Origin of the sequence: Ureibacillus sp. FSL K6-3587 (assembly GCF_038593165.1) — a bacterium.
Taxonomy (GTDB): Bacteria; Bacillota; Bacilli; order Bacillales_A; family Planococcaceae; genus Ureibacillus; species Ureibacillus suwonensis.
The window spans coordinates 948,128-973,532 of record NZ_CP151969.1 but is presented as its reverse complement, the minus strand read 5'-3'; the positions used below and the strand labels follow the sequence as shown (position 1 = coordinate 973,532).

At 40.4% G+C, this 25,405-nt stretch carries 27 protein-coding genes, 1 other RNA gene and 1 riboswitch; of the genes, 19 read left to right on the top strand and 9 right to left on the bottom strand.

Going from position 1 to position 25,405, the window contains the following annotated elements; all coding sequences use genetic code 11:
- Positions 1-178: 178 nt before the first annotated feature.
- Positions 179-847 carry a Crp/Fnr family transcriptional regulator gene (locus NSS77_RS04775; RefSeq protein ID WP_342470625.1) on the top strand — a complete coding sequence of 223 codons (669 nt, stop codon included), beginning with the start codon at positions 179-181 and terminating at the stop codon, positions 845-847.
- An 83-nt stretch (positions 848-930) separates the two neighbouring features.
- Entirely contained in the window at positions 931-1,125 is a 195-nt protein-coding gene (locus tag NSS77_RS04770) for a DUF2892 domain-containing protein (RefSeq protein ID WP_342470624.1), read from the top strand.
- A 31-nt stretch (positions 1,126-1,156) separates the two neighbouring features.
- On the opposite strand, the gene NSS77_RS04765 is transcribed toward NSS77_RS04770, so the two are convergent.
- The 3 genes from NSS77_RS04765 to NSS77_RS04755 all read right to left on the bottom strand — a co-directional run bounded on the left by NSS77_RS04765 (position 1,157) and on the right by NSS77_RS04755 (position 2,840).
- Positions 1,157-1,927 (bottom strand): protein kinase, encoded by a 771-nt coding sequence (locus NSS77_RS04765; RefSeq protein WP_342470623.1) that lies wholly within the window; start codon positions 1,925-1,927, stop codon positions 1,157-1,159.
- Positions 1,928-1,930: 3 nt separating this feature from the next.
- Positions 1,931-2,107, bottom strand: coding sequence for a hypothetical protein (locus NSS77_RS04760; RefSeq protein ID WP_342470621.1), 177 nt, complete (start codon positions 2,105-2,107; stop codon positions 1,931-1,933).
- A 421-nt stretch (positions 2,108-2,528) separates the two neighbouring features.
- Positions 2,529-2,840 carry a hypothetical protein gene (locus NSS77_RS04755; RefSeq protein ID WP_342470620.1) on the bottom strand — a complete coding sequence of 104 codons (312 nt, stop codon included), beginning with the start codon at positions 2,838-2,840 and terminating at the stop codon, positions 2,529-2,531.
- A gap of 412 nt (positions 2,841-3,252) precedes the next feature.
- Here NSS77_RS04755 and NSS77_RS04750 point away from each other — a divergent pair, with 412 nt between their 5' ends.
- From NSS77_RS04750 to NSS77_RS04740, 3 genes are all read left to right on the top strand, one after another.
- The gene (locus NSS77_RS04750; RefSeq protein ID WP_342470619.1) at positions 3,253-3,753 is read left to right on the top strand and encodes a DinB family protein; all 501 of its coding nucleotides are present in this window, start codon (positions 3,253-3,255) and stop codon (positions 3,751-3,753) included.
- A gap of 740 nt (positions 3,754-4,493) precedes the next feature.
- Positions 4,494-5,243, top strand: coding sequence for a hypothetical protein (locus NSS77_RS04745; protein ID WP_342470618.1), 750 nt, complete (start codon positions 4,494-4,496; stop codon positions 5,241-5,243).
- Positions 5,244-5,353: 110 nt separating this feature from the next.
- Complete coding sequence (locus tag NSS77_RS04740) at positions 5,354-6,709, top strand: SEC-C metal-binding domain-containing protein (protein ID WP_342470617.1); 1,356 nt, start codon at positions 5,354-5,356, stop codon at positions 6,707-6,709.
- 69 nt (positions 6,710-6,778) lie between these two features.
- Here NSS77_RS04740 and NSS77_RS04735 read toward each other — a convergent pair whose 3' ends face one another.
- Positions 6,779-7,558 (bottom strand): DUF4097 family beta strand repeat-containing protein, encoded by a 780-nt coding sequence (locus NSS77_RS04735; RefSeq protein ID WP_342470616.1) that lies wholly within the window; start codon positions 7,556-7,558, stop codon positions 6,779-6,781.
- Positions 7,559-7,711: 153 nt separating this feature from the next.
- Positions 7,712-9,328, bottom strand: coding sequence for a multicopper oxidase (locus tag NSS77_RS04730; protein WP_342470615.1), 1,617 nt, complete (start codon positions 9,326-9,328; stop codon positions 7,712-7,714).
- A 550-nt stretch (positions 9,329-9,878) separates the two neighbouring features.
- Between NSS77_RS04730 and NSS77_RS04725 the strand changes: the two genes are divergently transcribed.
- From NSS77_RS04725 to NSS77_RS04700, 6 genes are all read left to right on the top strand, one after another.
- Positions 9,879-11,219, top strand: coding sequence for an LLM class flavin-dependent oxidoreductase (locus NSS77_RS04725; RefSeq protein ID WP_342470614.1), 1,341 nt, complete (start codon positions 9,879-9,881; stop codon positions 11,217-11,219).
- 248 nt (positions 11,220-11,467) lie between these two features.
- Entirely contained in the window at positions 11,468-12,268 is an 801-nt protein-coding gene (locus NSS77_RS04720) for an ABC transporter ATP-binding protein (protein WP_342470613.1), read from the top strand.
- 18 nt (positions 12,269-12,286) lie between these two features.
- Positions 12,287-13,108: an ABC transporter permease gene (locus NSS77_RS04715; RefSeq protein ID WP_342470612.1), complete on the top strand. Its 822-nt coding sequence runs from the start codon at positions 12,287-12,289 to the stop codon at positions 13,106-13,108.
- A gap of 73 nt (positions 13,109-13,181) precedes the next feature.
- Positions 13,182-14,216, top strand: a complete 1,035-nt coding sequence (locus NSS77_RS04710) for an ABC transporter substrate-binding protein (RefSeq protein WP_342470611.1) — start codon at positions 13,182-13,184, stop codon at positions 14,214-14,216.
- 130 nt (positions 14,217-14,346) lie between these two features.
- Complete coding sequence (locus tag NSS77_RS04705) at positions 14,347-15,540, top strand: MFS transporter (RefSeq protein WP_342470610.1); 1,194 nt, start codon at positions 14,347-14,349, stop codon at positions 15,538-15,540.
- Positions 15,541-15,743: 203 nt separating this feature from the next.
- Entirely contained in the window at positions 15,744-17,078 is a 1,335-nt protein-coding gene (locus tag NSS77_RS04700) for an LLM class flavin-dependent oxidoreductase (RefSeq protein ID WP_342470609.1), read from the top strand.
- A gap of 241 nt (positions 17,079-17,319) precedes the next feature.
- On the opposite strand, the gene NSS77_RS04695 is transcribed toward NSS77_RS04700, so the two are convergent.
- Positions 17,320-17,637, bottom strand: a complete 318-nt coding sequence (locus NSS77_RS04695) for a thioredoxin family protein (protein WP_342470608.1) — start codon at positions 17,635-17,637, stop codon at positions 17,320-17,322.
- A 259-nt stretch (positions 17,638-17,896) separates the two neighbouring features.
- Between NSS77_RS04695 and NSS77_RS04690 the strand changes: the two genes are divergently transcribed.
- The 6 genes from NSS77_RS04690 to NSS77_RS04665 all read left to right on the top strand — a co-directional run bounded on the left by NSS77_RS04690 (position 17,897) and on the right by NSS77_RS04665 (position 22,599).
- A complete protein-coding gene (locus NSS77_RS04690) occupies positions 17,897-18,865 on the top strand; it encodes a M23 family metallopeptidase (RefSeq protein WP_342471200.1) in 969 nt (322 codons plus the stop codon).
- A gap of 223 nt (positions 18,866-19,088) precedes the next feature.
- A riboswitch (TPP riboswitch) is annotated at positions 19,089-19,190 on the top strand.
- Positions 19,191-19,296: 106 nt separating this feature from the next.
- A complete protein-coding gene (gene tenA, locus NSS77_RS04685; protein WP_342470607.1) occupies positions 19,297-19,983 on the top strand; it encodes a thiaminase II in 687 nt (228 codons plus the stop codon).
- 25 nt (positions 19,984-20,008) lie between these two features.
- Positions 20,009-20,656: a thiazole tautomerase TenI gene (gene tenI, locus NSS77_RS04680; protein ID WP_342470606.1), complete on the top strand. Its 648-nt coding sequence runs from the start codon at positions 20,009-20,011 to the stop codon at positions 20,654-20,656.
- Complete coding sequence (thiS, locus tag NSS77_RS04675; protein WP_342471199.1) at positions 20,616-20,819, top strand: sulfur carrier protein ThiS; 204 nt, start codon at positions 20,616-20,618, stop codon at positions 20,817-20,819. The genes tenI and thiS overlap by 41 nt, the downstream gene beginning before the upstream one ends.
- Before the next feature lie 2 nt (positions 20,820-20,821).
- A complete protein-coding gene (locus tag NSS77_RS04670) occupies positions 20,822-21,589 on the top strand; it encodes a thiazole synthase (RefSeq protein WP_342470605.1) in 768 nt (255 codons plus the stop codon).
- Entirely contained in the window at positions 21,589-22,599 is a 1,011-nt protein-coding gene (locus NSS77_RS04665) for a ThiF family adenylyltransferase (protein WP_342470604.1), read from the top strand. The genes NSS77_RS04670 and NSS77_RS04665 overlap by 1 nt, the downstream gene beginning before the upstream one ends.
- 80 nt (positions 22,600-22,679) lie before the next feature.
- Here NSS77_RS04665 and ssrS read toward each other — a convergent pair.
- Together ssrS and NSS77_RS04655 are read right to left on the bottom strand one after the other, a co-directional pair.
- Positions 22,680-22,872: non-coding RNA, 6S RNA (gene ssrS / locus NSS77_RS04660), on the bottom strand.
- Between the two features lie 131 nt (positions 22,873-23,003).
- On the bottom strand, positions 23,004-23,654 hold the full coding sequence (locus NSS77_RS04655; RefSeq protein ID WP_342471198.1) for a YfbR-like 5'-deoxynucleotidase: 651 nt from the start codon (positions 23,652-23,654) through the stop codon (positions 23,004-23,006).
- 139 nt (positions 23,655-23,793) lie between these two features.
- Between NSS77_RS04655 and NSS77_RS04650 the strand changes: the two genes are divergently transcribed.
- A complete protein-coding gene (locus tag NSS77_RS04650; RefSeq protein ID WP_342470603.1) occupies positions 23,794-24,234 on the top strand; it encodes a hypothetical protein in 441 nt (146 codons plus the stop codon).
- Between the two features lie 150 nt (positions 24,235-24,384).
- Here NSS77_RS04650 and NSS77_RS04645 read toward each other — a convergent pair whose 3' ends face one another.
- Positions 24,385-24,561, bottom strand: coding sequence for a putative motility protein (locus NSS77_RS04645; RefSeq protein ID WP_208650952.1), 177 nt, complete (start codon positions 24,559-24,561; stop codon positions 24,385-24,387).
- A 119-nt stretch (positions 24,562-24,680) separates the two neighbouring features.
- Here NSS77_RS04645 and NSS77_RS04640 point away from each other — a divergent pair, with 119 nt between their 5' ends.
- Positions 24,681-25,241: a superoxide dismutase family protein gene (locus NSS77_RS04640; RefSeq protein ID WP_342471197.1), complete on the top strand. Its 561-nt coding sequence runs from the start codon at positions 24,681-24,683 to the stop codon at positions 25,239-25,241.
- Positions 25,242-25,405 lie beyond the last annotated feature (164 nt).

The window sequence follows — 25,405 nt, the reverse complement described above, 5'->3', positions numbered from 1 at the left end:
AAAGGCCGCTTCTCAATGGAGACGGCTTTTTTTGTGTTAAATAAAGTACTGCCAGGTAATCTGTTTTATTTTAAAATGGTAGTAAGCAAAGAATCATTCCTTATAATAACGGCGATAAAGAATAGCTTCTCCCCTGGTTGCAGCCCGGATGAAGAATCAAAGGTTAGGAAGTGGCGCTATGGAACAATTGAAGAGTTACAAAGAACTATTTCCTTTTTTTGAGGGTATCAGTGCAAATGAAATGAAAATAAATTATGTGAAGAAAAAGTTTCCGAAGGGCGAAACGATTTTTCATGAAGGGGACAGTTGTGCAGGTGTCCCATTTGTAACGAAAGGTTGCATAAGGGTTTCGAAGTTTGGAAAAAACGGGAAAGAAATGAGCGTTTATCGGGTAAATGCAGGAGAAACTTGTATTTTAACGGTCACAAGCATTCTTTCCAATGAACCCTATCCTTTGACAGCCACTGTGGAGAAAGATGCGGAAGCCATCATCCTTCCCTATCAGGATTTCAAATTATTAATGGAAGTAAACCCGCATTTTCAAGAATATATCTATAAAACGATAAGCCTCAGGTTCCTGGAAGTGATAAAAATAATAGATGAAGTGATTTTTCAAAGCATTGATGAGCGACTGGTAAAGCATTTATTAAGATATACAAAAAATGACGGCGATTTGATTGAAACGACCCATGATAAAATTGCGACGGAGATCGGTACAGTGCGGGAAGTGGTCAGCCGTCTATTAAAAGAAATGGAGAGAAAAGGGTGGATCCAACTCTCAAGGGGGAAAGTGACCGTTGTTGAAAGAAGTAAACTGGAAGAGTTGATGAAAGATAAAAAATTGTAAATTTCGTGAAATCGTGATTTTGTCACTGAGAAATCGGCCCCTGTTATTTACTATGAATAAAAATGGAAAAAGGGGGCTATCACATGGGTTCAAATGTTGGTACTGCCGATCGGGTCATCCGTATTATTCTTGGCCTGGCCATCCTGTCGTTACTGTTTATATTGGAGGGAAATCTTAAATATCTCGGATTAATCGGATTGATTCCTCTGATTACGGGACTGGTGAAGTATTGTCCGTTATATTCGCTATTTAAAATTAATACGTGTCAAAAAAAATAAAAGTGGCTGTGAAAGGCCACTTTTTGTATGGCTAAACAACAGGAAGGGAGCGCAATGCTTCCTCTGCACTTGGAAATGAAGGCTTCATCAAAAGCAAACGTTCAATATAGTTTTTCACTTCTTCAGGCAATTGCAATTCTTCTTGCCAGCATCTTTCTCTGCTTTCTGTCGGAGTATAGTCGGAGTATAGTAAAAAGAGCAGGAAATGGCCGAGGAGATATAGGTCACTGCAATGGTTTTCCGCCTTTTTCGGATTCTTGACCATATCGATGGTTTCATTCGGATTCAGATAAGTGGCCAACCCAAAATCAATGATGGAGAGTTTTCCTTGGTGTATTAAGACGTTGGGAATCCTTAAATCACGGTGTACGATTCCTTTATTGTGAATTTGGACAACCATTTGAAGAAGCAGTTTTAATATGTGTATGGATTCAGGAAGGGAGTAGACATTGCCTTCCTCGAAAATCGTTTGTTCAAAGGTGCGGCCTTCCATATAATCCATCACGAAGAAAGGGATATTTTCAAGTTCACCAACCACAATCACGGAGGGGACAAAGGGCAAATCCAATTCTTTAAGAATTTGAATTTCCTTTTGAAATCGATGGCGCATTTTTTTGGAATTGCGATGTTTTGTTTTTAAACGTTTCAGGACATATTTTTTTCCGGTATGTTCTTCGATTAATAGATAGGTTATTCCGTAAGCGCCACAACCGAGTACCTTTGAAAAAGAATAATTTGTGTGGTCACTTATATATGTTTGGAACAAACGGTGGTACTTGTTTTCAAGAAAATCCCGAATCATCGTTTAACTGCTGAAGAAACCTCTTGAACTGAAGAAGCTACCGGAACGGAAAAAACCGCTGCTTTTATGTCCCCGTTTATAATAATGATGTCCATAATAATTATGCTTTTTTGTGTATCTTCTATAGTTGGAAGAGGAGTTGCGTTTTTCACTGAAGGATTTGAAAAATTTTTCGATCATGCTCGGCTTCCTCCTTAACACGAACCTTTTATTAATATGTACGAATTAATTGAAAATAAGTTTCGCCATAAGCATGGATTCAAATAAGTTTCAACAATTTTCAAAATGGTTTGCAAAACGCCGAAAAAGCAACCTTTATAAACGGGTATTTTTTTGATATAATACCAATTAAACATATTAATAAACTAGGTATAAACGGTCGGTGTAGGAAATAGGTAATTTTGCATATTTTACAAGATCCATCTTTAAGCAAAATGTGATTTCGAAAAAAGGTTTTTAATACGGAAAAGCCCCCAATTTTCCATGGACCAGCATAGTTGCCCATGCAGTGATGGTTGTATGGCATACATTGAAAATAGTTTGAAGTAGAGGGGGAAAAAAATGTATCCATACAACAATGATGACTATAATGGGAATTTTTTTAATCAATTTCAAGATGACAATGTAAGTCGTCGAGGTTTTCAGGGAGGGCGACCAGGTGCTCCTGGAGGATCAGGCGGTTTCCCAGGCACACCCGGTGGGTTTCCTGGAATACCAGGCGGATTTCCAGGGGGGCCAGGCGGATTTCCGGGGACACCTGGTGGCTTCCCAGGGACACCAGGAGGGTTTCCGGGAGGTCCAGGCGGATTTCCAGGCACACCCGGTGGATTCCCGGGAACACCAGGCGGATTTCCAGGTTCACCAGGTATGCCGCCTTTTGGAGGTCAAATGACTCCTCCAACAGCCCCGCCACCAAGTTTTACACCTCAATTAAGCTCTTTCCAAGGAACTGCGGAATTTAGTCGCCGAAGCGGTGGCAGAGGAATAGGAAGATGCTTTTTCCGCAATACATTTATTTGGTTGACGAATGGCAATAGTTTCTGGTTTTATCCGGTGTTTGCTTTAGGAAACTCCATTTTCGGTTTCCGTTGGAGAGGAAACCGGGGCTGGGTATACGATGTTCTAAATCGCCAACGCATCGCATTCTTCCAATGCTATTAATCCATAAAAAGGAACCTATGTTTAAAGGGGAAGATTTTATGAATCCCTTTAAACATAGGGAACCCTTCATCATTATTCTACATAGTTCATTTTTTTGACGAATTAATGGGTTCTTTTTTTTATTCTCAAAGAATAATCATTAAAAAGAATGGAGGAGGGAAGACATGATTGAAAAAATACAGAAAGCCCGTGAAAAAGTTTTGAATAGTGTTCGCCACTTGTCTGACGAGCAGTTAAATGAGAAGCCCGGAAAAGGGAAATGGTCCATTGCCCAAGTTTTGGAACATCTGTATCTAATGGAAATGAATACAGTGGACGGAATCATGGAAACGCTATCAAAAAATGAATATAATCCTACCGAAGAAAAACCCATTCATCAAATGCTGGATCGCACAATAAAACGGGTGGCACCGGATGATTTGACGCCTTCTGACAAGTTTCAAACGTTGGATGAACTGGAACGAAAATTAAACAATTCAAGGGAAGCGTTGATAAAGAGCATTGAAGGGGTCAGCGAAGAAGATTTGGAGAATAAGTCCTTTATCCATAGAAGATATGGATTATTGTCCATACGTCAATGGGTTTTGTTAATCGGTTATCATGAAGAGCGGCATTTGCAGCAAATTGAAGAAATTAAAGAAAAATTATTAAAAAAGGTAAATTAAAATAACACCTTCGATTATCACAAGGAATAATCGAAGGTGTTTTGTTGGGCGGTTCTCACATACCGGCAAGGAATTCTCTGATAAGTTCAATAATCCCTGCAGCTTTTCCTTCATTAAGGTATAAGAGAAGATCTTGAACAAATTGCAAAAAATGTTATCCATCTTTAGACCCCCCATTTCCGAAATATAGTGTCTATTAATTTTTCTACAAGACTAAATTACTACTACTTTCGGATGGAAGTCAAAAGTTATTTTAGTAAAATTTTTGTGAACAAATAAAGTAACTAATAAAAGAAGATGAAATTCGCTTTTTGATCTGTAGAGAAAAAAGGCAGATTCCCCATCTGCGGCATTCATTTCCTCCGCTGTTTGACGTCCTTTTTCCCATGGTAGTCAGCAACAGCCGCTTTTGCCATTGCGAGCAAAAGGTTTTGCTGTTGCCCCCCTGTTTTAACCATAATTCTCTAAATTGATAAGGTAAACCAACTCGTTTCAAGTTGATCCTTTCATTGATAGAAAATGAAACTATAGAAGATAGTGTAAATTGATTACATGAACTATTTTTAGCCCAATCCGCCTGAATAGCGATTCTTAAATTCGACTTCCTAAAACGAATCTCACAAACTTGCAAAATTTCGAATAATTTTTCATTGAATTCAATATATATACTATAAAGTTGTGTCTATTTTGTTGCGAAGCAGGTAATTTTTTTTTACAGAACGAATAAGGGGGGGATTGGGGTGGCCATGGCTGCCATTGCTTTGACCGTTTTTGTTATGTTCATTCTCTCGCAGATGGTTTTATATATTCAAATAAAGAGAATGGAGAAAGCAAAAGAATATAAAGAAATAACCCAAGACTATATTTTGCCTTATTTAAATGAAATTTTTTTATTTCTGGAGCTGAAATTGGATGTGCGGAAAGAAACGGGTGTCCCGATGATCGATATCAATCCGGAAGAAATTGTAACGAAATTGCAGGAAAAGATCCGTTACGGAAATGCCAGGATTTTGAATGCGCTTTACCGCTATTTCAATTCGGCGGCGTATTTTGAAGGGCGGGGAGAGGCGAAAAACCTGGCAACCTATGATGTGTTTTATCATTTTTTGGATCACGCTTATCACATCATTGAAAAAAGCGGATTCAAAGATGGAGAATTATTGGGTAATATAGAAAAATGGCAAAAAATCTATGGCATGGCATTTGTTTTAACTTCGATATTGGGCAACGATGAAGCGATAAAAATCCTTTCCTTTCGATGGCTATGGAGTCCTGATTTTTTAAATAAAATTCCCTTCCATTTACTGGATGACTTAATCGATAATTATAACCATTCCACTATGGAAGAACATAAGCTGTTGGAGTTTTTGGCAATCCTCAAGAAAGATTTTCAAAAGTCGCCTGAAATTGATCGATTCCAAGAATTGAAGAATTATTTGGAAGAAGCGTTCATGATTGTGGAAAAAAGATGGCTGAATTATAGTAGCTGACTTTGGCTGCTTTTTTATTGTTGAAACTTCTATTTTTGAGAGGTTATTTATATATAATATTATAGGAAATTTTCGGACCAGTATTATTTAGTAGAAAGTAAGGTGAAACGATGAAAGCTTATATCTTAAAATTATCGTTTGAAGGGATAACACCAGAAGTTTGGCGACGGATCATCATACCCGCTGGAGCTACATTCAATCGACTGCATGAAACAATCCAATATGTAACGAATTTTAAAAGCCGCATGGAACCTTACCATGATTTTAGTTTTCCTATGGAGGACGTCATCATCACAAATAATACGGAACTTATTGAACAGAAAGAAACGGATGGAAAGAAGGTCAAGCAGCCAACTCGCATTAAAATTGATCCATATATTGAGAAACACGGAAAACTGCTTTATCAATACGATTTTGGAGACCAATGGAAAATTTCGGTTATTTTGGAGGACACAGTGGACGATTATTACTTTGGCTACCCGACTTTGTTGGATGGGGGAGGCATGGCGCCTCCTGAAGACGTCGGGGGAGCGGCTGGATATATGGAATTTCTGAAAATTATTCATGATCCCAATCATCCAAGATATACAATAAGCCGTGAATGGGCGGAGAGGGTCGGATATAAGCCGTTAAATATAGAAAGTATCAATCATTCCTTAAAACACGTGAAATTTAAAAAGACCGAATGGGAACAGATTCATCATGAAAATTACGTGGTGTTATCCGATAAATATCGTGGTTCGGAAGTGGTCGATGCGGAAAAAGTGGCAAATAAAGACTTGATTTTAGATTACATTGTCAGTTGCACGAATCTGTATGGCATTATTCCAAATTATAAAGTGATACACATTTACAATTTGCACAACAAGCCGAAAATTACAAACAAAGATTTGCAAGCCATTACAACAGATGCACATTATAAAAAACTGCTCGAGGAATCCAATGTCGTTGTAAAAATGGATCGGTTTATCCATAAAATCCTGGAAGAAAATAATATTACGGAAAAATTGGAGCAGGTTGTAGTTGGAAAGCCTTATTACATTCCGGATAAGGAAGAATTGCTTTGCTATAAAAATGAACTCTATTATGAAGAAACAAAATATCACCGGGAATTGGCAAATTGGCTTGAAAGGGCGGAAAGCCGGGAAAGCAAATCCGTTCAGGAAATTTTGCGTGAACTCAGTTGGAAAATGAAAGCCATGAATTATAAATTCAACATCACCATGAGGGAATTTTTAAATCAATTTGTGTTTGCGAATATCAATGAAGTGAACGAAGTGACAAGAATGTTATTTTCCGTGGCGAATGCAACAAGAACTTGGGACAATCGGGGATTTACCCCAAAAGAATTGTCGGAGCTTTCCAAACCTAAACAAACAAAAGTGGCAGTGGGCGCGAAAATCGGCCGGAATGATCCTTGCCATTGCGGAAGCGGGAAAAAGTATAAAAAGTGTTGCGGACGATAATAGAAAACCAAGGTGGCCTTACAAGTTCAAGTCTTACTATGGACTTGCAGGCACCTTGGTTTTTTGATGTCATTTTATTTCGATGGTACCGCTGGATACATCCAAATCGATCCGGTATTTACCGGAACCGTATGTTCCCCGCAAACGGTTATTTCCGCTTTCCTCATTTTTCAGAGGAAAACGATTTTTGATTGTACCGCTTGATATTTCACCGTTTAACGTAAAGTCGCTATCTTCCGGTAAATCGAGGACGATGCGTCCCGAACTTACTTCCGTTTCGATATTACCGACCAACTTATCCATTTGGACGGATACATTTCCGGATGCGACATCAATATCCAGTTCTCCGGTAAAATGTTTCATATCTATATTCCCTGAAGCCACTTCCAACGAGGCGTTTCCTGCATTTAATGATTCGATGTCAATATTTCCGGAACCGACTTCCAATTCCAATGATTGCAGTACAGTATCATCCGACAACTTAAAATCAATGTTTCCGGATCCCACTTCCACTTTTAAATCACGGTCGTAGTTTTCAGGAATCGTAACCGTCAATTTTGTTTTTCTTCCAAAATTCAGCAATGAAAACCACTGGCGATGATATTCTATTTCAATTGTATCACCTTTTTTGTTAAGGTTGACATTCCCTTTTCCTTTTAATTCCGCCTCCACATAGTCCTGATTTTTGGAAATGATGGTTGTATCCACACCTTTGATATCCAGCTCGATGGAATCGATTTTGTTTGTTACTTCCGCCCGGTGTTCCTGGGATAAGAACCAATTAGGGACATTGAAAGCCAAACTGATGAGCAGCAATAAAATGACGATGGCTAAAATGATTTTCTTCACAGGAGTTCTCCCTCCTAAATATTGGTTTATGTTTATATTAGACAAAAAAGGGAGGGACAACAACACCCTGCGGCTTTATTTCGCTCTAGGTCTTGAGATGTAGTTTTGTGAAGAGGGGGAGCCAAATTTTGAAACAATTGGATAAGAAAAGGATCAGTCATGTTGCTGAACCGGGTGTGTATCTTCTATGACTTTGATCGGGCGCATCATGTCGTGGTCTTCATGTTCAAGCAAGTGACAGTGCCAAATATAGTTGCCTGTATGTTCTTTCCAATGCATGATGACTCTTGTCACCATGCCGCTGGGAGCTTTTACTGTATCTTTCCAGCCTTTTTCAAAACCTCGTGGCGGCTCCGGGTCACCGGTAAACTCCAGAATTTCTCCATTGCTTTCTTGGTATAGCTCCAAATTAAATGGCTGACGATCGAGAATCTTGAATTGAACCAAATGAATATGCATTGGATGGGCAATAGGCGTCGCATTAATAAATTCCCAAATTTCGATGCTGTCCATGGACGGTTTTTCTGTACATGGATCGTGGTACATTTTGTTATCCAGCATCATCATGATTCGGCCGTATTTGTCACTGCCGACAGATAGGGGCAATTTTCGGATGACATGGGCATGATGATCATGTAATTCCATCATTTCTGCAAGTTTCGCCGGAATTTCACTCGTATCCTTTCCTTTTAATGGCTTCGTCACACGGAATTGCATAATATCTCTTTTCGGTTGGTCTTCATCAAATAAAGTATTGATCAATTTGATTTTTTCCCCTTTGAATCGGGAGAAATCGACAATGACATCGACCCGTTCTGCCGGCATCAATTCGATGGATGTGACTTCAACCGGCGTTTCCAAGAATCCTCCATCCGTACCGATAAGATACAAAGGCGCCCCGTTTTCGAGCTGAATATTATAAGTGGAGCTGTTGGAGCCATTCAAAATACGGAATCGATATTTTCGGGGTTCCACATCCAAATAAGGCCAAACTTTTCCGTTTACAACCATCAAGTCTCCGTTGAAAAATGGCACTATGGTTGGGATAAATGGAGTCGGAATAGGGAAGGGTGCATCTTCCGGCGGTCTGTCTGGATAAAACAGCGAACCATCTTCATTGAAAGACTTGTCTTGGAGAAGAAGGGGGTATTCATAATCACCCTTTGGCAAATTTAAACGGTCTTCCAATGAATCACGGATGATATAAAAACCGGTCAAACCCGCATATACATTCAATCTTGTCATGGCCATTGTGTGATCGTGATACCAGAGGGTGGTTGCCGGCTGGTGGTTTGTATATTCATGAACTTTTCTTTTGAACTTCGGTCCGGTATATTCATAATTTTGTGTATACCAAGCTTCCGGATGGCCGTCGCTTTCCCAATTAACATTGGCTCCATGGAGATGGACAACGGAACGGACTTCCGGAGAGTTTCCCACGCCGTGCAGTGAGCGGTCGACAGGAAGGAAATGCTTTTTTGGAAGTTTGTTCAAATACTTCACGTAAAGTTTTTTGTCTTTTCTTGCCTCGATTGTGGGGCCTGGGTAGAGCCCGTTATATCCCCAGACTTTTGTTAAAGGGAAGTCCCGATGAAATCGATGATATGCTTCCCTCATTGTGATTTCAACATAGGAATTGGCTGGATAGTCAGGATGAGGTGTCGGTTTGGCGACAGGCGGTTTGTGCAAAGGTGTCACAAATTTTGGAACTGTTGCAGGATCTTTCGGATTTACTTTCCTTTTTGACAATTTTCCACATCCTTTAGTCATATTTTATTAACTATCGTATTCATAGGCGGGAGTGAATGTTTCTGGGAAAATCAAAGACGGGTAAGAAAAATCATCAAAAGTATATAATTCCAATTAATTTTATAGAAATAGAAAAATATAGTTGACAATGTGAAGCCTTTTATTTATGATAAATATCAAATTCAATAATAATAATAAGCCAACTAAACCAATTAGAGGCTCCTTTATCAATGTGTTGATAAGGGAGCTTTTTATTTTGATTCGGAGGTGGGGATCATTGAGTGATCAATGTAGTATGGAGTGTTTCATGATCTAGGCGAAGACGAAAAGTGAATTACTGGAAATTTTGAATTATAAACAGAGTAAATTGATTGGGATAATTTATTTTTGGTGGCTGTAAAACGGAAAAGTGCCAACAGTTGTCCTTATAAAGTTATTATTCTATTTTGGCAAGTCTACTGTTGGGGCTTTTTCTTCAAAAGGAAAATAGCCGGGGATCGGTATACAAATGGATACAATCCTCATAAAAATACCGCATTAAATACAACTAAATTAATAGGAGTGATTAGATATGACAAAAAGACAATTGGCATTAGGCGCATTCGTTAATTTGCCAGGCCATCATGTGGCAAGTTGGAGAGATCCGAAAACAGAGGTAAGAAAAATCACAGATTTATCCTATTTGACGGAAATTGCCCAAATTGCTGAACAAGGCAAGTTTGATAACTTATTTTTTGCGGATGTTTTTGGGCAACCGATTTTGGAGAATGCCCACTCCGGTTTAAAGTTGGACCCTGTTGTGATCATTTCTGCGTTGGCGGCGGTGACGAAACATATCGGTTTAACGGCGACATTGACAACGTCTTATAATGATCCATTCCACGTAGCCCGTAAATTTGCGGCGATTGATCATTTATCAAACGGTCGTGCGGCTTGGAATGTGGTGACATCCGCAAATGAACGGGAAGCATTGTTATTTGGCCGCGATGAGCATTATGCCCATGCAGAGCGTTATGAACGGGCCAATGAATTTGTGGAAGTGGTGAAAAAACTATGGTTCTCCATTGATCAAGAGGCACTCATTATCGACAAGGAAAGTGGCCGCTATTATGACTTGGATAAAGTGACGGAAGTGAACCATGAAGGAAAATTCTTTAAAGTGAAGGGTACATTGGATGCACCTTCTACACCGCAAGGACATCCGGTCATTGTGCAGGCAGGTTCGTCGGAGGCGGGAAAAGAATTGGCCGCAAAAACGGCGGAAGTAATTTTCACCGCATGGCAGACACTGGAGGATGCGCAAAAGTTTTATCGTGATGTCAAAGGCCGGTTGGCAAAATACGGCCGCGATCCGGAAGACTTAAAAATTATGCCGGGTGCTTTTATTATAGTAGCGAAAACAGAAGAAGAAGCGAAAGCAAAACATGAACAATTGAACAACTATATTACGCCGGATGTAGGATTAGCATATTTATCCAATTATGTTGGATTTGATTTATCGGATTATGACTTTGATGGACCAATTCCGGATTTCGTAGGTCAACAACGTGATCGTACAAATCCAAACATTCGGACGAATATCGTCAAGGGCATTGTCGAAAGAAAAGGGCTAAAAACGTTGCGTGAATTATATAACAATATTGCAGGCGCCCGCGGTCATCGTGAAATTGTGGGGACACCGGAGCAAGTGGCGGATCAATTGCAAGAATGGTTTGAAAACGAAGCGGCGGACGGCTTTAATATCATGCCGCCAACATTCCCGGAAGGCTTTAAAGATATCGTTGAGCTTGTCATTCCGGAATTGCAGCGCCGGGGCATCTTCAAAACGGAATATAAAGGCACAACATTGCGAGAAAATCTTGGCTTGAAACGACCTGTCAATCCGTTTATCCGATCAAAAATTACACAATAGTAACCCCCTCTGAATTCATTGGAGGCTCCTTTATCTTAGGTGATGGGTAGGGGAGCCTCCGGTTTAAAAATATGTTTATCCTAAATGGTCCAGGTTGCCTTTCGTTGAGGGCATCATTCAACTGCAAATTAATTTGCTGGAAGAACCAAGTAGTCCCTCCTTAAGACACGATTATGGAGGGACGACCCAGCATTATGCACTATAAATATAGTGAATATATTGATAAATGTTTTTTAAGGAGGTAAGCAATGGATAAAATCAGATTCGAAAAGGTCACGAAAACCTTTTTTATTCGGGATGAAAAGAAAAAAGGCGCACAACGGGAATTTACCGCCATTCGGGATATCGACTTTTCCGTAAAAGAAGGGGAGTTCATAACATTAGTGGGTCCGAGCGGATGCGGGAAGTCCACATTGCTTGATTTGTTGACTGGTTTAACCCGGCCTACGAAAGGGCGCCTTTTGATTGATGGCCGTGAAATCACGGGTCCAGGGTTGGATAGAGGAATTGTGTTTCAACAATATGCGTTGTTTCCTTGGAAAACCGCGCGGGGCAATATAGAGTTCGGGTTGGAGGCAAAAGGGATTCCAAGAAGTGAATGGAAAGAGCGGTCGGAATATTATTTGGATTTGGTAGGATTAAAAAAGTTTGCCGACCGATATCCCCATGAACTCTCCGGTGGGATGAAACAGCGGATAGCCATTGCACGGAGTTTGGCATTTGACCCGGATGTGCTTTTAATGGATGAACCGTTTGCCGCACTGGATGCCCAAACCCGGGAAACATTGCAAAGTGAGTTGCTGCGGATTTGGCAAAAAACAGGAAAAACGATTATATTTGTTACCCATGGAATTGATGAAGCGGTTTATTTAGGGGAAAGGGTGGTTGTACTGACAGCGAACCCAGGCACGGTGAAAAAGATCGTGGATATTCCGCTAAAACATCGTTTGGAGGATGCGGATATTAAGTCGAATCCGGTATTTGTGGAGAAACGGCATGAGGTATGGAATCTGTTGCATGAGCCGGAATTTATAGGGGCACATATTTAAAAGAAAGGGGTTATGTAAATGGTATCATTTGACAAACCGGTTCAACTGGATGGGAAAGGGAAAATACAAAAGGCGTCCGCCCATTCAACATCATTTTTGGGAAAAGCCTTTAAAAAATCCATTGTACTCATACTATTTGTCTTGTTATGGGAAATTGCGCCGCAGTACGGACTTGTCGAAAAAACATTTTTACCGCCATTTTCGGAGGTGGTACGTGCCTGGTGGGACTTGCTGGTGACGGGAGAATTGTGGAGACACTTTGAAGCAAGCATTTTGCGTTCATTATTCGGTTTTATCCTGGCATTAGCAGTGGCCATTCCTTTGGGATTATTGATCGGTTGGTATCCGTTGGCGCGGGATTTATTCACACCGATTTTGGAATTGTTCCGCAATACAGCGGCATTGGCATTACTGCCGGTATTTATTTTAATTTTAGGAATCGGTGAAGTGTCCAAAATTGCCATTGTCTTATTTGCTTGTACATGGCCGGTATTATTAAATACGATTTCTGCCGTGAAAAATGTGGATCCATTATTAATTAAATCAGCACGTTCGATGAATATCTCATCTTTTAAATTGTTTTATAAGGTGATTTTACCCGCATCAGTACCGACAATTTTTACAGGAATCCGCATGGCGGGTACAGGAGCGATTTTAGTGTTGATTGCGGCCGAAATGGTGGGTGCAAAAGCTGGACTGGGTTATTTTATTACGTATGCCCAGTACAATTTCCTAATCGCGGAAATGTATGCCGGTATTTTGACAATCTCCTTGTTGGGATTATTAATTAACTATGGACTTTCAAGTGCGGAGCGATATTTTTCCCGTTGGAAACAATAAATTTAATACCAATTAAATTTGTAAATTTAGTTGCGAATAGCACCATAACTGGAATAGAAAGGTGAGTAAAAGAATGAAAAAGCTTTTGTTATTATTACTGGCTTTAGGATTGTCATTAACGATTTTAACAGCATGTGGCAGTGATTCGGAAAAAACAGCGGGAGCAAGCGGTGATGATAAAGGATCAAACGGCCAAGATAAAGTTTTGCAATATACGGGATCACCTGGCACTGTATCATATCCGGAATTGGCGGAAGCATTAGGATATTTAGGGGATCTTAAATTAGACAGGGTCAGTGACTCGACAGGAGGCCCTGAAAACATTCAGTTAACTGCAACGGGTGAAATCGACTTTGGTTCAGCATTTAACGGAGCGATCATTAAGTCTTATGCCCAAGGTGTAAAAATTAAATCTGTCATTGGTTCGTACGGAAGTGATGAAAATACCTTCATGGGTTTTTATACTTTGGAAGATAGTGACATTAAAACAGCAAAAGATTTAATTGGAAAAAAGATTGGCGTTAATACGTTAGGGGCCCATGCGGAATTTGCAATCAACCAGTTTTTGCGTGATAACGGATTAACGGAAGATGAAATCAAAAAAGTTGAATTGGTTGTTGTCCCAATGGCAAGTGCGGAACAAATTTTACGGGCTGGCCAAATTGACGTTGTGCAACTTAGTGGCATTTCAAAAGATAAGGCGCTGGAAAATGGCGGTATTCGCCCTGTTTTAAAAGATATTGATCTATTTGGCGAATTTACAGCAGGAGCTTATTTCTTTACAGAAAAATATATTGAAGAAAATCCGGACACAGTGAAAACTTTTGTGGAAGGTGTGGCAAAGGCGATTGAATGGGCAAGAACAACTCCACAGGAGGAAGTCGTTGCGAAATTGGAAGAAATCGTTTCATCCCGTGAAGGCAATGAACCGACAGAAAATCTGAAATATTGGAAAAGCACAGGGATAGCGGAAAAAGGAGGAGTAATTGCGGAGAAAGAATTCCAAATTTGGATTGATTGGTTAGTGCAAAACGGAGAGTTGAAAGAAGGGCAAGTGAAATTAGAGGATTTATACACAAATGAGTTCAATCCTTTTGCGAAACAATAGAATGAAATATTTACCGGAAAAGAAGAACATGAGAAGTTCGCGATAATCTTTTATCTGTACACTAGATATGAATTTTTCCGATAAACCCCCATTCCAATGTGGGGGTTATTGGAAAAGGGAGTGCGGAAAGTTGGATCAAAAGCTTTGGACAAAGGAATTTATCATTATTTCCTTAGTCAATTTTCTATTGACCATGATGTATTTTTTATTGATGGTCACAATGTCAAATTACGCAGTCGAAACATACGGTGCAAAGGTCAGCACCGCTGGACTGGTAGCAAGTATTTTTGTTCTTGGGTGTCTGGTAGGAAGGTTGGCATTGGGAAAGCTGGTAGAGCGGTTCGGCTTGCTGCAAGTACTCATTTTCGGGTTGCTTGGAATCGTGTTAGTATCGTTGGGCTACTTTCTTGCGTATAGTGTTGCGACATTATTGCTTATCCGTATTTTGCATGGTTTTACAGTGGGAGTTGTCAGTACAACGGCAAGCACCATTTGCGTTCGGATTGTACCTGCCGCCAGGAAGGGAGAAGGAATCAGCTACTTTAGCTTAAGCCATGTTCTCAGTTCAGCGATCGGTCCATTTGTTGGGATGATGTTAAACCATTTAAATAATGGATTTCAATGGATGTTTACTTTAAATATAGTGACCGTATTGATTTGCATGTTCATTATCAAACTGGCGGGATTACAAGTGCCAAATATGGAGAAAGCGGCAGTGGACGGAAAGCCGAAAATCTGGAATATCTCCAATTATATCGATAAACAGGCAATTCCAATTTCTTTGTTAATCATGATGTTCGGTTTTTGTTTTTCCAGTGTGACTTCCTATTTAATGTTATATGGAAAAGAAACGGGATTAATTAAGGCAGCCAGTTATTTCTTCCTCATCCATTCCTTATGTATCCTTTGTTCAAGACCATTTACAGGAAAAATCATGGACACAAGGGGAACAAATATTGTTGTATACCCCTGTATGTTACTGTTTGCGACCGGGATGTTTATTTACAGCCAATCAACAGCCAATTGGATGATTCTAATAGCGGCTGCTTGTATGGGGTTAGGTTTTGGCAACATCAATTCGGCCGCGCAGTTGATTGCAGTGAAAAATGCGGATCCTGACCGTTTGGGTCTGGCGACAGCAACGTACTTTATATTTATGGATTTAGGTTTTGGTTTAGGCCCCTATCTTTTAGGCCATATAATAGAAGGTATCGGCTTCCGGATGTTATATACCATGGCGTCCTGCATTGGACTAATTTGTATACCGATTTACTATAAGATTTATGGAAACAAAGAAATCATTCCTATATTGGAAGATAAATAAAAGAGGTCAAAAATAGCCGCATTCAAAGGAGCAGATGCGGTTACATCCCGTGTAAACGGTATGTCACATCAATTAAGGTGTTTTCACCGCCTTAGTTATTGCTTTCATTTTACACCAGCTTACTAGTTAACTAGAGGCTACTATTCCTTCGTAAAAAAGGAATGGTAGCCTTTTAAAATAAATAAAAAAAGGGAGAGATTGGAATGAGCAAAAGACAATTAAAATTAGGAGCATTCTTTAATGTACCAGGCCATCATTTCGCAAGCTGGCGTCATCCTTCAACGGAGCCGGAACGTACACTGGATTTGGATTATTTCGTGGAACTGGCGAAAATCGCTGAGCGGGGCAAGTTTGACACCATTTTCTTTGCGGACGGTTTTGGTCAGGAGTTGGAGGAATATTCACCATCAGGCATTAAATTGGATCCAATTATCATCCAATCCGCCTTGGCTGCTGTGACAAAGAATATCGGTTTAGTGGCGACGGTCACAACATCGTATAATGAGCCATTCCAATTAGCGCGGAAATTTATCGGCTTGGATCATTTGTCAAAAGGGCGCGCTGCATGGAATGTGGTTACATCTAACAGTGAAAGGGAAGCCCCACTTTTCGGAAGAGATAAACATTTGGCTCATGCAGAGCGTTATGAACGTGCGGAAGAGTTCGTAGATGTGGTGAAAAAGCTGTGGTTATCCATTGATAAAGATGCGCTTGTCATTGACAAGGAATCAGGAAGATATCTTGATTTATCGAAAGTTCAACCTGTAAATCACGAAGGCAAGTGGTTCAAAGTGCGGGGAACGCTGGATGCACCGACATCTCCACAAGGGCACCCGGTCATCGTCCAGGCGGGTTCCTCCGAAGCGGGGAAAGAGTTGGCAGCCCGTACAGCGGATGTCGTTTTTACAGCGTGGCAAACGTTAGAAGAAGCACAGGCTTTTTACCGTGATCTGAAAGGACGTCTGGCAAAATACGGACGAAATCCGGAAGAATTGCTAATTATGCCGGGTGTCTATATTACGGTAGCAAAAACGGAAGAAGAAGCGGTTGCAAAACGGAAAGAATTGGATCAATATATTCATCCAAAGGCCGGGTTAAAGTATTTATCCCATTTCTTCGGAGCGGATTTAACACGTTATCATATCGATGATCCACTTCCGGAACATTTCGATGGGGAGGATAAGACAAATCCGCGCATCCGTGCGAACATTGTGCGAAATATCGCCAAACGTCAAAATTTAAAAACCATTCGTGAGCTATACGAATTTATCGCAGGGGCCCGCGGACATCGTGAAATTGTTGGTACACCGGAGCAAATTGCCGATCAATTGCAAGAATGGTTTGAGCAGGGAGCCGCAGATGGATTCAATGTGATGGCGCCGACTTTCCCGGATGGACTTAACGATATTGTTGACCTGGTTATTCCGGAATTGCAACGCAGAGGCTTATTCCGGACTGAATATGAAGGAACAACTTTACGCGAGAATTTAGGATTAAAAAATCCTGCACGTACGGTAATTGAAAACGTGAAAGGTTAATGGATGATTTTCCCTACTAAATGGCTCACTAGGAAACTGGAGGCCATTTTTTTATTGAATGGGGTTTTCTTATTGTTGAAAAAATGGGAAGGGAATTTCCTGATTGCCGGATTTGCGGTTTGCATAGTGGATGTGCAATAACAATTATGAATGAGGTTCAGTGACGCTTATGGTATATAAGAAAAAAATATCCCACAGAAAGCCATATACTGCTATTCCGTGGGATTGGTTATGTAAAACCTTAAAGAGGTAACCCATCAATAAAGTTTTCAATTTCCTCTTGCGTTTTTCTGTCCCGGCTAACGAAACGCCCAATTTCTTCCCCTTTATTGTAGGCAATGAAACTTGGAATTCCAAAAACGTCCAGTTCGCCGCATAAATCAATAAATTCATCCCGATCTACTTTTACAAAAGTATATTGAGCATATTTTTCTTCGATGGCAGGAAGAAATGGTTTAATAAATACGCAGTCTTTGCACCAATCTGCAGAAAACACAAATATGATGCGCTCTTCGTTTTTCAGTTCATGAAATTGTTCAACGGATTGCAATGATTGCATTTATGACTCCCCCAAATATAAATATTATGATAAATGGTATCATATCATAATATTTACTACAAAACAAACAGATTTACTCTGAATATATAGGTGGGGAATTCCATTATGCTTAACATGAGTTGTTAAGCGTTTTTTATGTTAAAAAATCTTTGCATTTAATAAAAATTTTTCATCCCATAAAGGACTCATGGTTTGAAAAAAACGGGATATTCTAAGGGGGAAAGGAGGATTGATTTTGGTCCGAAAAATAATTCTCTCCTTGGTTCTTGCGCTTGCATGTTTAACGGCCTTTTCCTCTTTTGCAAACGCAAGCGAACATAAGGAAGATGTGTACAATGAGCGGATGAATTTGTATAAAAGCTATGAAACGCCATTTGTTCCCTGGTATCGTTTGGCGGCTGTCGATCAATATGAACGGAATATTCAGGAAGTGCGAAAGGATATTCCAAAGCGGGAAAGCGCCATCGCCATTCATTTTTCCCATGAATTCTGGGCAGGTGAACTGAATCCTGACACAGATGACACTACGCCGTTTACCATTCAGTATTTTGGCGGCAAGGGTCTTGATGGGAACGGCGATGGCAAAGCCGATCGGAATGATGACCAAGATATTTTATTTACGATGGCCACCTATTTAGGGAAATTTGGCCCATCGGAAGAAGATTTTAAAACGGCTTTATGGGAATATTACAAAGATGAAAAAATCATCAATCAAATTATAACTATTCAAACGCTTTATAAACATTTCAATACAATTCAATTGGACAAGCATATTTTTCCCCTCCCGGTCCGTGGATACAATTACAGTTATAAAGGGACTTGGGGTGCCAGCAGGGGATGGGGCGGAAGACGAATCCATGAAGGAACGGATATTTTTGCCGGTTATGGCACACCGGTTTTATCTACGTCTTATGGCGTTGTTGAAGTAATGGGTTGGAACCAATTTGGCGGTTGGCGGGTCGGCATCCGGGATCATCATAATACTTATCATTATTATGCTCATTTGGCGTATTTCAATAAAGAGTTGAAGGTGGGCGACATCGTGGAGCCTGGAACCATTCTTGGCGGTGTTGGAAGTTCGGGATATGGGAAGGAAGGAACGAGCGGCAAATTCCCTCCGCATTTGCATTATGGCATGTATAAATTCAACGGGCGGACTGAATGGGCTTTTGACCCGTATCCGCATCTTTTGCAATGGGAAAAGCAGACGAAGCAGGAACGCAAATAATAAGGTTGCTTTAGCGTGCCATTCGCTAGGGCAACTTTTTTGTTGCGAGAACATTTTGATAAAAGCCGCAAGGGATCTGTTGAAAATGCAAGTCCTCCAGCATCTCCTTGGATTTATCCAAAGTCGCAAAGTCTTGAAAAAAATTCCAAATAAATTATCCATTTTATCCTATTGAAATATTTTCTTGCCCATGTCACAATGATTGTAATTTCATAGTGCATTATCCAATCACTAGGGGTGCTTGTTTTAGCTGAGAGAGGCATTGCCTCAACCCTTTGAACCTGCACTAGGTAATGCTAGCGAAGGGAAGTGGTTGCTGGGACTCGTATTGTCTTTTTATGTTTTTTTACAGTTTGCCGATTTCGGGTTTTCAAGCCACTTCTTTCAGGAAGTGGCTTTTTTTCATGAACAAAAAAAGATGGGGGATAGGAATGCAATTCACAGATCGACTTTTTGAAAAGTATCATACCGTTTGGAGAAAAAATCATGAACATCCTTTTGTGAAAGAGTTGGGAGCAGGAACACTGGATCCTGACAAGTTCCGTTTTTACATGATCCAAGATTATTTATACTTAATCGATTATTCCAAATTGTTTGCATTAGGTGCTGTGAAAGCGCCAAATCTCGAAGTGATGACGGTGTTTGCCAACCTGCTTTATTACACGATGAATGAGGAAATGGCGTTGCACAGAAAATATGCCAGCCGTTTTGGAATCACGGAAAAAGAGTTGGAAGAGGCAAAACATTCCCCGGTAACCCTTGCTTACACCCACTACATGTTGGCGGTTGCCCAAAACGGCTCCATCGCCGAATTGGCAGCTGCCCATTTGGCTTGTGCATGGAGCTATTGGGAGATTGGATGTGAATTGGCTGAAATCCCGGGGGCAAAAAATCATGAATTATACGGCGATTGGGTAAAAACGTACAGTTCAGAAGAGTTTGGCCAGTCTGCGCAATGGAATCTCGATTTGCTCAATCAATTGGCGGAAGGAAAGCCGGAATCCGAACTTCAACGGCTGGAAGAAATCTTTTTAAATACAACCCGATTTGAATACATGTTCTGGGATATGGCTTATCATCAACAAATGTGGCCGATGGATGAACAGGTGACTGCATAATTTTTTGCGAAGGGAAGTCGTTTGGTTGGAACTGCACATAATCACCGATGGGAAAAAGACAAATGAAGAGTTGAAGGAAATCATCACATCGGTTTCTGCCGTTGTGGATTACATTCATATACGCGAAAAAAATAAATCGCCCCATGAGATTGTTGCTCTAGTAGAGGAGTTACTAAAGGCAGGGGTGCCGAAAGAAAAGCTTGTCATCAATGACCGGCTGGATATTGCTCTTGTGACTGGAATTCCGAATGTGCATCTGCCAGGGAAGGGGCTTCCGGTAGAAAAGGTCAAAACGGCATTTCCACATATGAAAGTGGGGGTCAGCATCCATTCCCTTGAAGAAGCGGAAAGAGCGGAAGAAGCAGGAGCTGATTACTGTTTATTCGGCCATGTTTTTGAAACGGACAGCAAAAAGGGATTAACGGGAAGAGGAACGGGTGCCCTTGGTGTAATTGTTGAACATGTAAAGATTCCAGTGATTGCCATCGGCGGAATTACTCCTGAGAATGCCGGAAAAGTGCTGGAGAAAAAAGTGGGCGGCATTGCAGTGATGTCTTACATTTTCTCATCGAAACACCCAAAAGAAGCGGCAACCCGTTTAAAACAAGTGTCAAAGGGGAAGGGGGATGACGTTGCAACTTTATATCAATGGACAGAAGACGGAAGTGGATAACAATGTGAAAAATGTGGCAGATTTGCTGAAGTCTTTTCAATTGCAAGGACGGATTGTCGTTGTTGAACAGAATGGAAAAATTATACTGAAAGAGCAATATGACAAACAGCCGGTAAATGATGGCGACAAAATCGAAATCGTCCATTTTGTTGGAGGGGGATAAACATGTTAAAAATTGCAGATAAAGTATTCCAATCAAGATTATTGCTAGGTACAGGGAAGTTCCCGAATTTTGAGGTCCAAAAGGAAGCGGTGGAAGCATCCGGAGCGGAAATTTTGACTTTTGCCGTAAGAAGAATGAATATTTATGAACCGTCACAGCCGAATTTTCTGGAAATGCTCGATCTTTCAAAATACACCCTCCTGCCGAATACTGCCGGGGCAAAAACGGCGGAAGAAGCGGTGAGGATCGCAAGACTCGCCAAAGCATCAGGACTGTGCGACATGGTGAAAGTGGAAGTCATTGGGGATGATAAAACCCTTCTTCCGGATCCGGTTGAAACACTAAAAGCTTCAGAAATGTTATTGGAAGAAGGTTTCATTGTCCTTCCTTATACTTCCGATGATGTAGTCTTAGCGAAGAGACTCGAAGAATTGGGGGTGCATGCCATCATGCCGGGCGCTTCACCCATTGGTTCAGGGCAAGGGATTGTGAATCCGCTGAATCTCTCCCTCATCATTGAGCAGGCGGGTATTCCGGTCATAGTGGATGCGGGAATCGGCTCGCCTGCGGATTGTGCCATTGCGATGGAGTTGGGGGCAGATGGCATCTTATTGAATTCAGCGGTGTCCGGGGCAAAAGATCCGGTGAAAATGGCAAAGGCCATGAAGCTGGCCATCGAAGCGGGAAGACTTGGATATGAAGCTGGCAGAATTCCGAAAAAACGGTATGCTGTTGCCTCCAGTCCAATAGAAGGGATGCTTCTTTCCTAATGGAACGGTATTCCCGGCAACGGTTGTTTTCCCCTATTGGTGAGGAAGGACAGAAGAAATTATTGGAAAGCCATGTGCTAATTGTCGGGGCAGGAGCGTTAGGTTGTGCCAATGCGGAGATGTTGGCACGGGCGGGCATCGGGAAAATCACCATCATCGACCGGGATTACGTTGATTGGACGAATCTCGGCCGGCAGCAACTTTATACGGAAGAGGATGCAAAACGGAACATCCCAAAGGCCATTGCGGCACAAAACCATTTACAAGTAATCAATTCAACGATTGATATTAAAGGGATTGTTGGAGACTTCTCTATTGATTCAGAAGAAATAGTGAAAGATGCCGATCTCATCATGGATGGGACAGATAATTTTGAAACGAGATTTGTCATCAATGATATGGCAATGAAACATGGCATTCCCTGGATTCACGGGGCAGTGGTAAGAAGTTATGGAATGACCGTTTCCATTGTGCCAAAACAAACACCATGTTATCATTGTTTGCTCCAAACGCTTCCTTCCGAGGGTTTAACTTGCGATACCGTCGGGGTGATCAGTCCGGCAGTGCAAATGGTTGCATCCTATCAAACGGCAGAGGCTTTGAAATATCTGGTGAGCGGAGAAGTGTCCAAAGAATCGGTTTCCTTTGATATATGGAAAAGGGAACACTCGATCATCGATGTATCATCATTAAAGAGGGCGGATTGCCCTTCGTGCGGGGAAAATCCCTCATTCCCATATTTGAGGAAGGGGACGGGTTTGAAAACAGCGGTGTTGTGCGGCAGAAATACGGTGCAGATTCGTCCGCAGCAAACGCAGCAATTTTCATTAGAAAGGATTTCAAAAAGGCTCCATACAATCGTTAAAAACTTAAAAGTGACCCCTTACTTAATGTCCTTCCAGGTGGAAGATGTCCAAATGGTTCTTTTTCAAGATGGCAGGGCATTGATCCATGGAACGAAAGAGGAAGAAAAGGCGAAAAGGATTTATCAACGGTATGTGGGGGCATGAAAGACCGTTGAATGCCAAAATAAAAAAGCTCTCCTGAACAGAGAGCTTTTTTACAAACCATTGTTTTACCAATGTTTGCAGTGAAAGCCGCCTTGCCGTAATATTAATAGAAAGTTTTAAAACCACGACTCCACCAGGTGGGTGTTCGCAGAAGATTTCCTGTCTATCGTCATTCACCGCAGTGTGACGCCCGCCATTCCATCTTCGATCTAAAACTCCCTTTTACAGTTCAAAGGTTAAAACTTAATATGTGTACGTACAACGCAGCTTTAATGTAATAGTAATGGAATATGTAGCTTGCCGCAAGTAAGTATCTTTTAATAAAAAAGTCAATTATTTAATATAAAAAGCGTTGGAGGTATTTTTTGCAAGCAAAAATAAAAGCCTCATTCGATTTAACCAAATCAATCCTGAGGCTTTATTTTGTCCAATATTTCATTAGTCAATTTTGCAACGTCAATTTGAGTGTCTTCTTTCATGACGTCTTTTAAAATTTCATTTCGGAAATAATTGACGCTCACCTTTAAAGGCATTTGAAGAAGTTTGGATAATGCTTGCTGATACATGATGATAAATTCTTTATCCTTATTGCCTCGCTTTAATTCAGCGAAGGACTCATAAAATTGGTCAAGCTTATCGGCAAACTCAAGGAGCCTTCCTTCCAATGTTCCATCTTTTCCTTCCTTCATTCGCTGAAAGAAGATTTCCTGGAATTCTGGTGGAATCTCTTCTTTTATAAATTTTTCCATCATTTTTTCTTCCACATGGGCAAGCATTTGTTTCAACTCTTCGCTGGCATGTTTGACCGGTGTTTTAATATCGCCGATAAACACTTCGGCAAAGTCATGGTTGATGGCTTTTTCATAAAGGGACTTCCAATTGACTTTTGCCCCGTGCAGTTCTTCCAAAGTTCCGAAAAACAATGCGTATTGGGCAACTTTCCATGAATGGGCGGCCACATTATGTTCTTCAAATTTAAAACGTCCAGGCGCTCGAAAAATTCGTTCCAAATCATTTAAACTTGTAAAAAATCTATGAATTCCGATTGTCAACACTCCTATCATGTATTGATGAAATATACACACTATTTTATCCAAAGTGTTTTCTTTTAAACAAATGAATTGTCACGAAATCTCAAATAAAAAGTATTTTAAATACATGTTATACTAAGAGTAGCATAAAGGAATGGAAGTGATGAACTTGTTGCATACCGTTTTTTTATATATCCATATTTTAAGCGCAGTGATTTCGATAGGACCTTTAGTAACTTTAATTCCCATCACAAAGAAAATGGAAACAGCTGATGAAAAAGAGATGGTCGGATTTGTGAAGTCGTTTCAACTTGCGATTACGGTGGTAAAACATGCTGGCCACATTCTTGTACTCTCCGGAGCGATTCTTGTCATGATTTCCGGATGGACATGGAGGGATTCGTGGATTGTGCTTACTTTGGCTATTATGTTTTTATCGATTGTGTTTTTGGCGAGAGCTTTTAAACCGACTTTAAATACTTTTGGAACAAATGCGTTTAAAAAAGAAGAATTTATTTCAAAATTGCGGAAAGCTACATGGAAATATATTTTTCTATTGCTCATTATGCTATGGTTAATGGTTTCAAAGCCGATGTTCTGGTAGGAGAATCAAAAGATTGTAATATTATACATATGATAAACTACAAAAAACGGTACTATTTATAGTATGATAAAGGTGTGTACTGACGAAGGGCAATATATGAAAAAAGCGAATGGAGAAAACGCACTGTTTTCCCGTTCGCTTTTTTATTGTTTATACCGAAACATCAATAATATTTCCTTTGTATGGATGATTTGCTTCAGGCTGAGGTTGTTCCAACATCTCTACAACACCCGCGGCTCCTAAATTGAGCGCTCTGTCTAAAATGCTCAATTGGACTGTTTGTTGTAATGAGGCAAGTTGGCTTGACATGATTGAATTGATATCCATAAAAAAATCCCTCCTTTCGAATAATATCGGCAAGTTTTTCAAGTTTCCCACCGGTTTTTGAATATTTATCCAATCCCTTGTCGAAACTTTTTTCGAAGGAGGGAAGCTATGTGAAAAAAATGATTTGTTATAGTTTACCATTCAGCCTGCTTCTTTTAGGGGGCTGCGGTTTTTTGGGAGCAACAAATGACAATTCTGAACAAATATCGACAAACGCACAAGCCGCTTTAACTGCACAAGCAACAATGATTGATACAGAAGGTAAGGAATTGGGGATTGTGAAATTTACCGAATCAAAAGAAGGTGTTCGAATCCATGTGAAATTGGAAAATGTGCCGGAAGGGGAACATGGTTTCCATATCCATGAAGTTGGAAAGTGTGAAAAGCCGACGTTTGAATCTGCTGGAGCCCATTTTAATCCTGGAGGAAAAGAGCATGGTTTTGAAAATCCAAAGGGCTTCCATGCAGGAGATTTGCCTAATGTGAAGGCGGACGAAAGCGGCGTTGTCGATGTGGAATTTATAGCCAAGCATATTACTTTAGAAAAAGGAAAAGAACATTCATTGTTTGATGAAGATGGCAGTGCTGTCATTTTGCATGAAGTTTCGGATGATTACAAAACCGATCCATCTGGCAATTCCGGCGTGCGTATTGCTTGCGGAGTTATAGAATCAAAATAATTTTATTTTTTAACGGGCTGTCTATAAGGGAAACTTTTTAGTTTTTAGGCAGCCTGTTTTTTGGTTCAAGAGTAACATTTTATTTTTTAAATATAATTTAGAAAAATAATATTATTTAGAAAATTAAAACTTTATTTTGTACTATAACAACGGATTGATCGCTA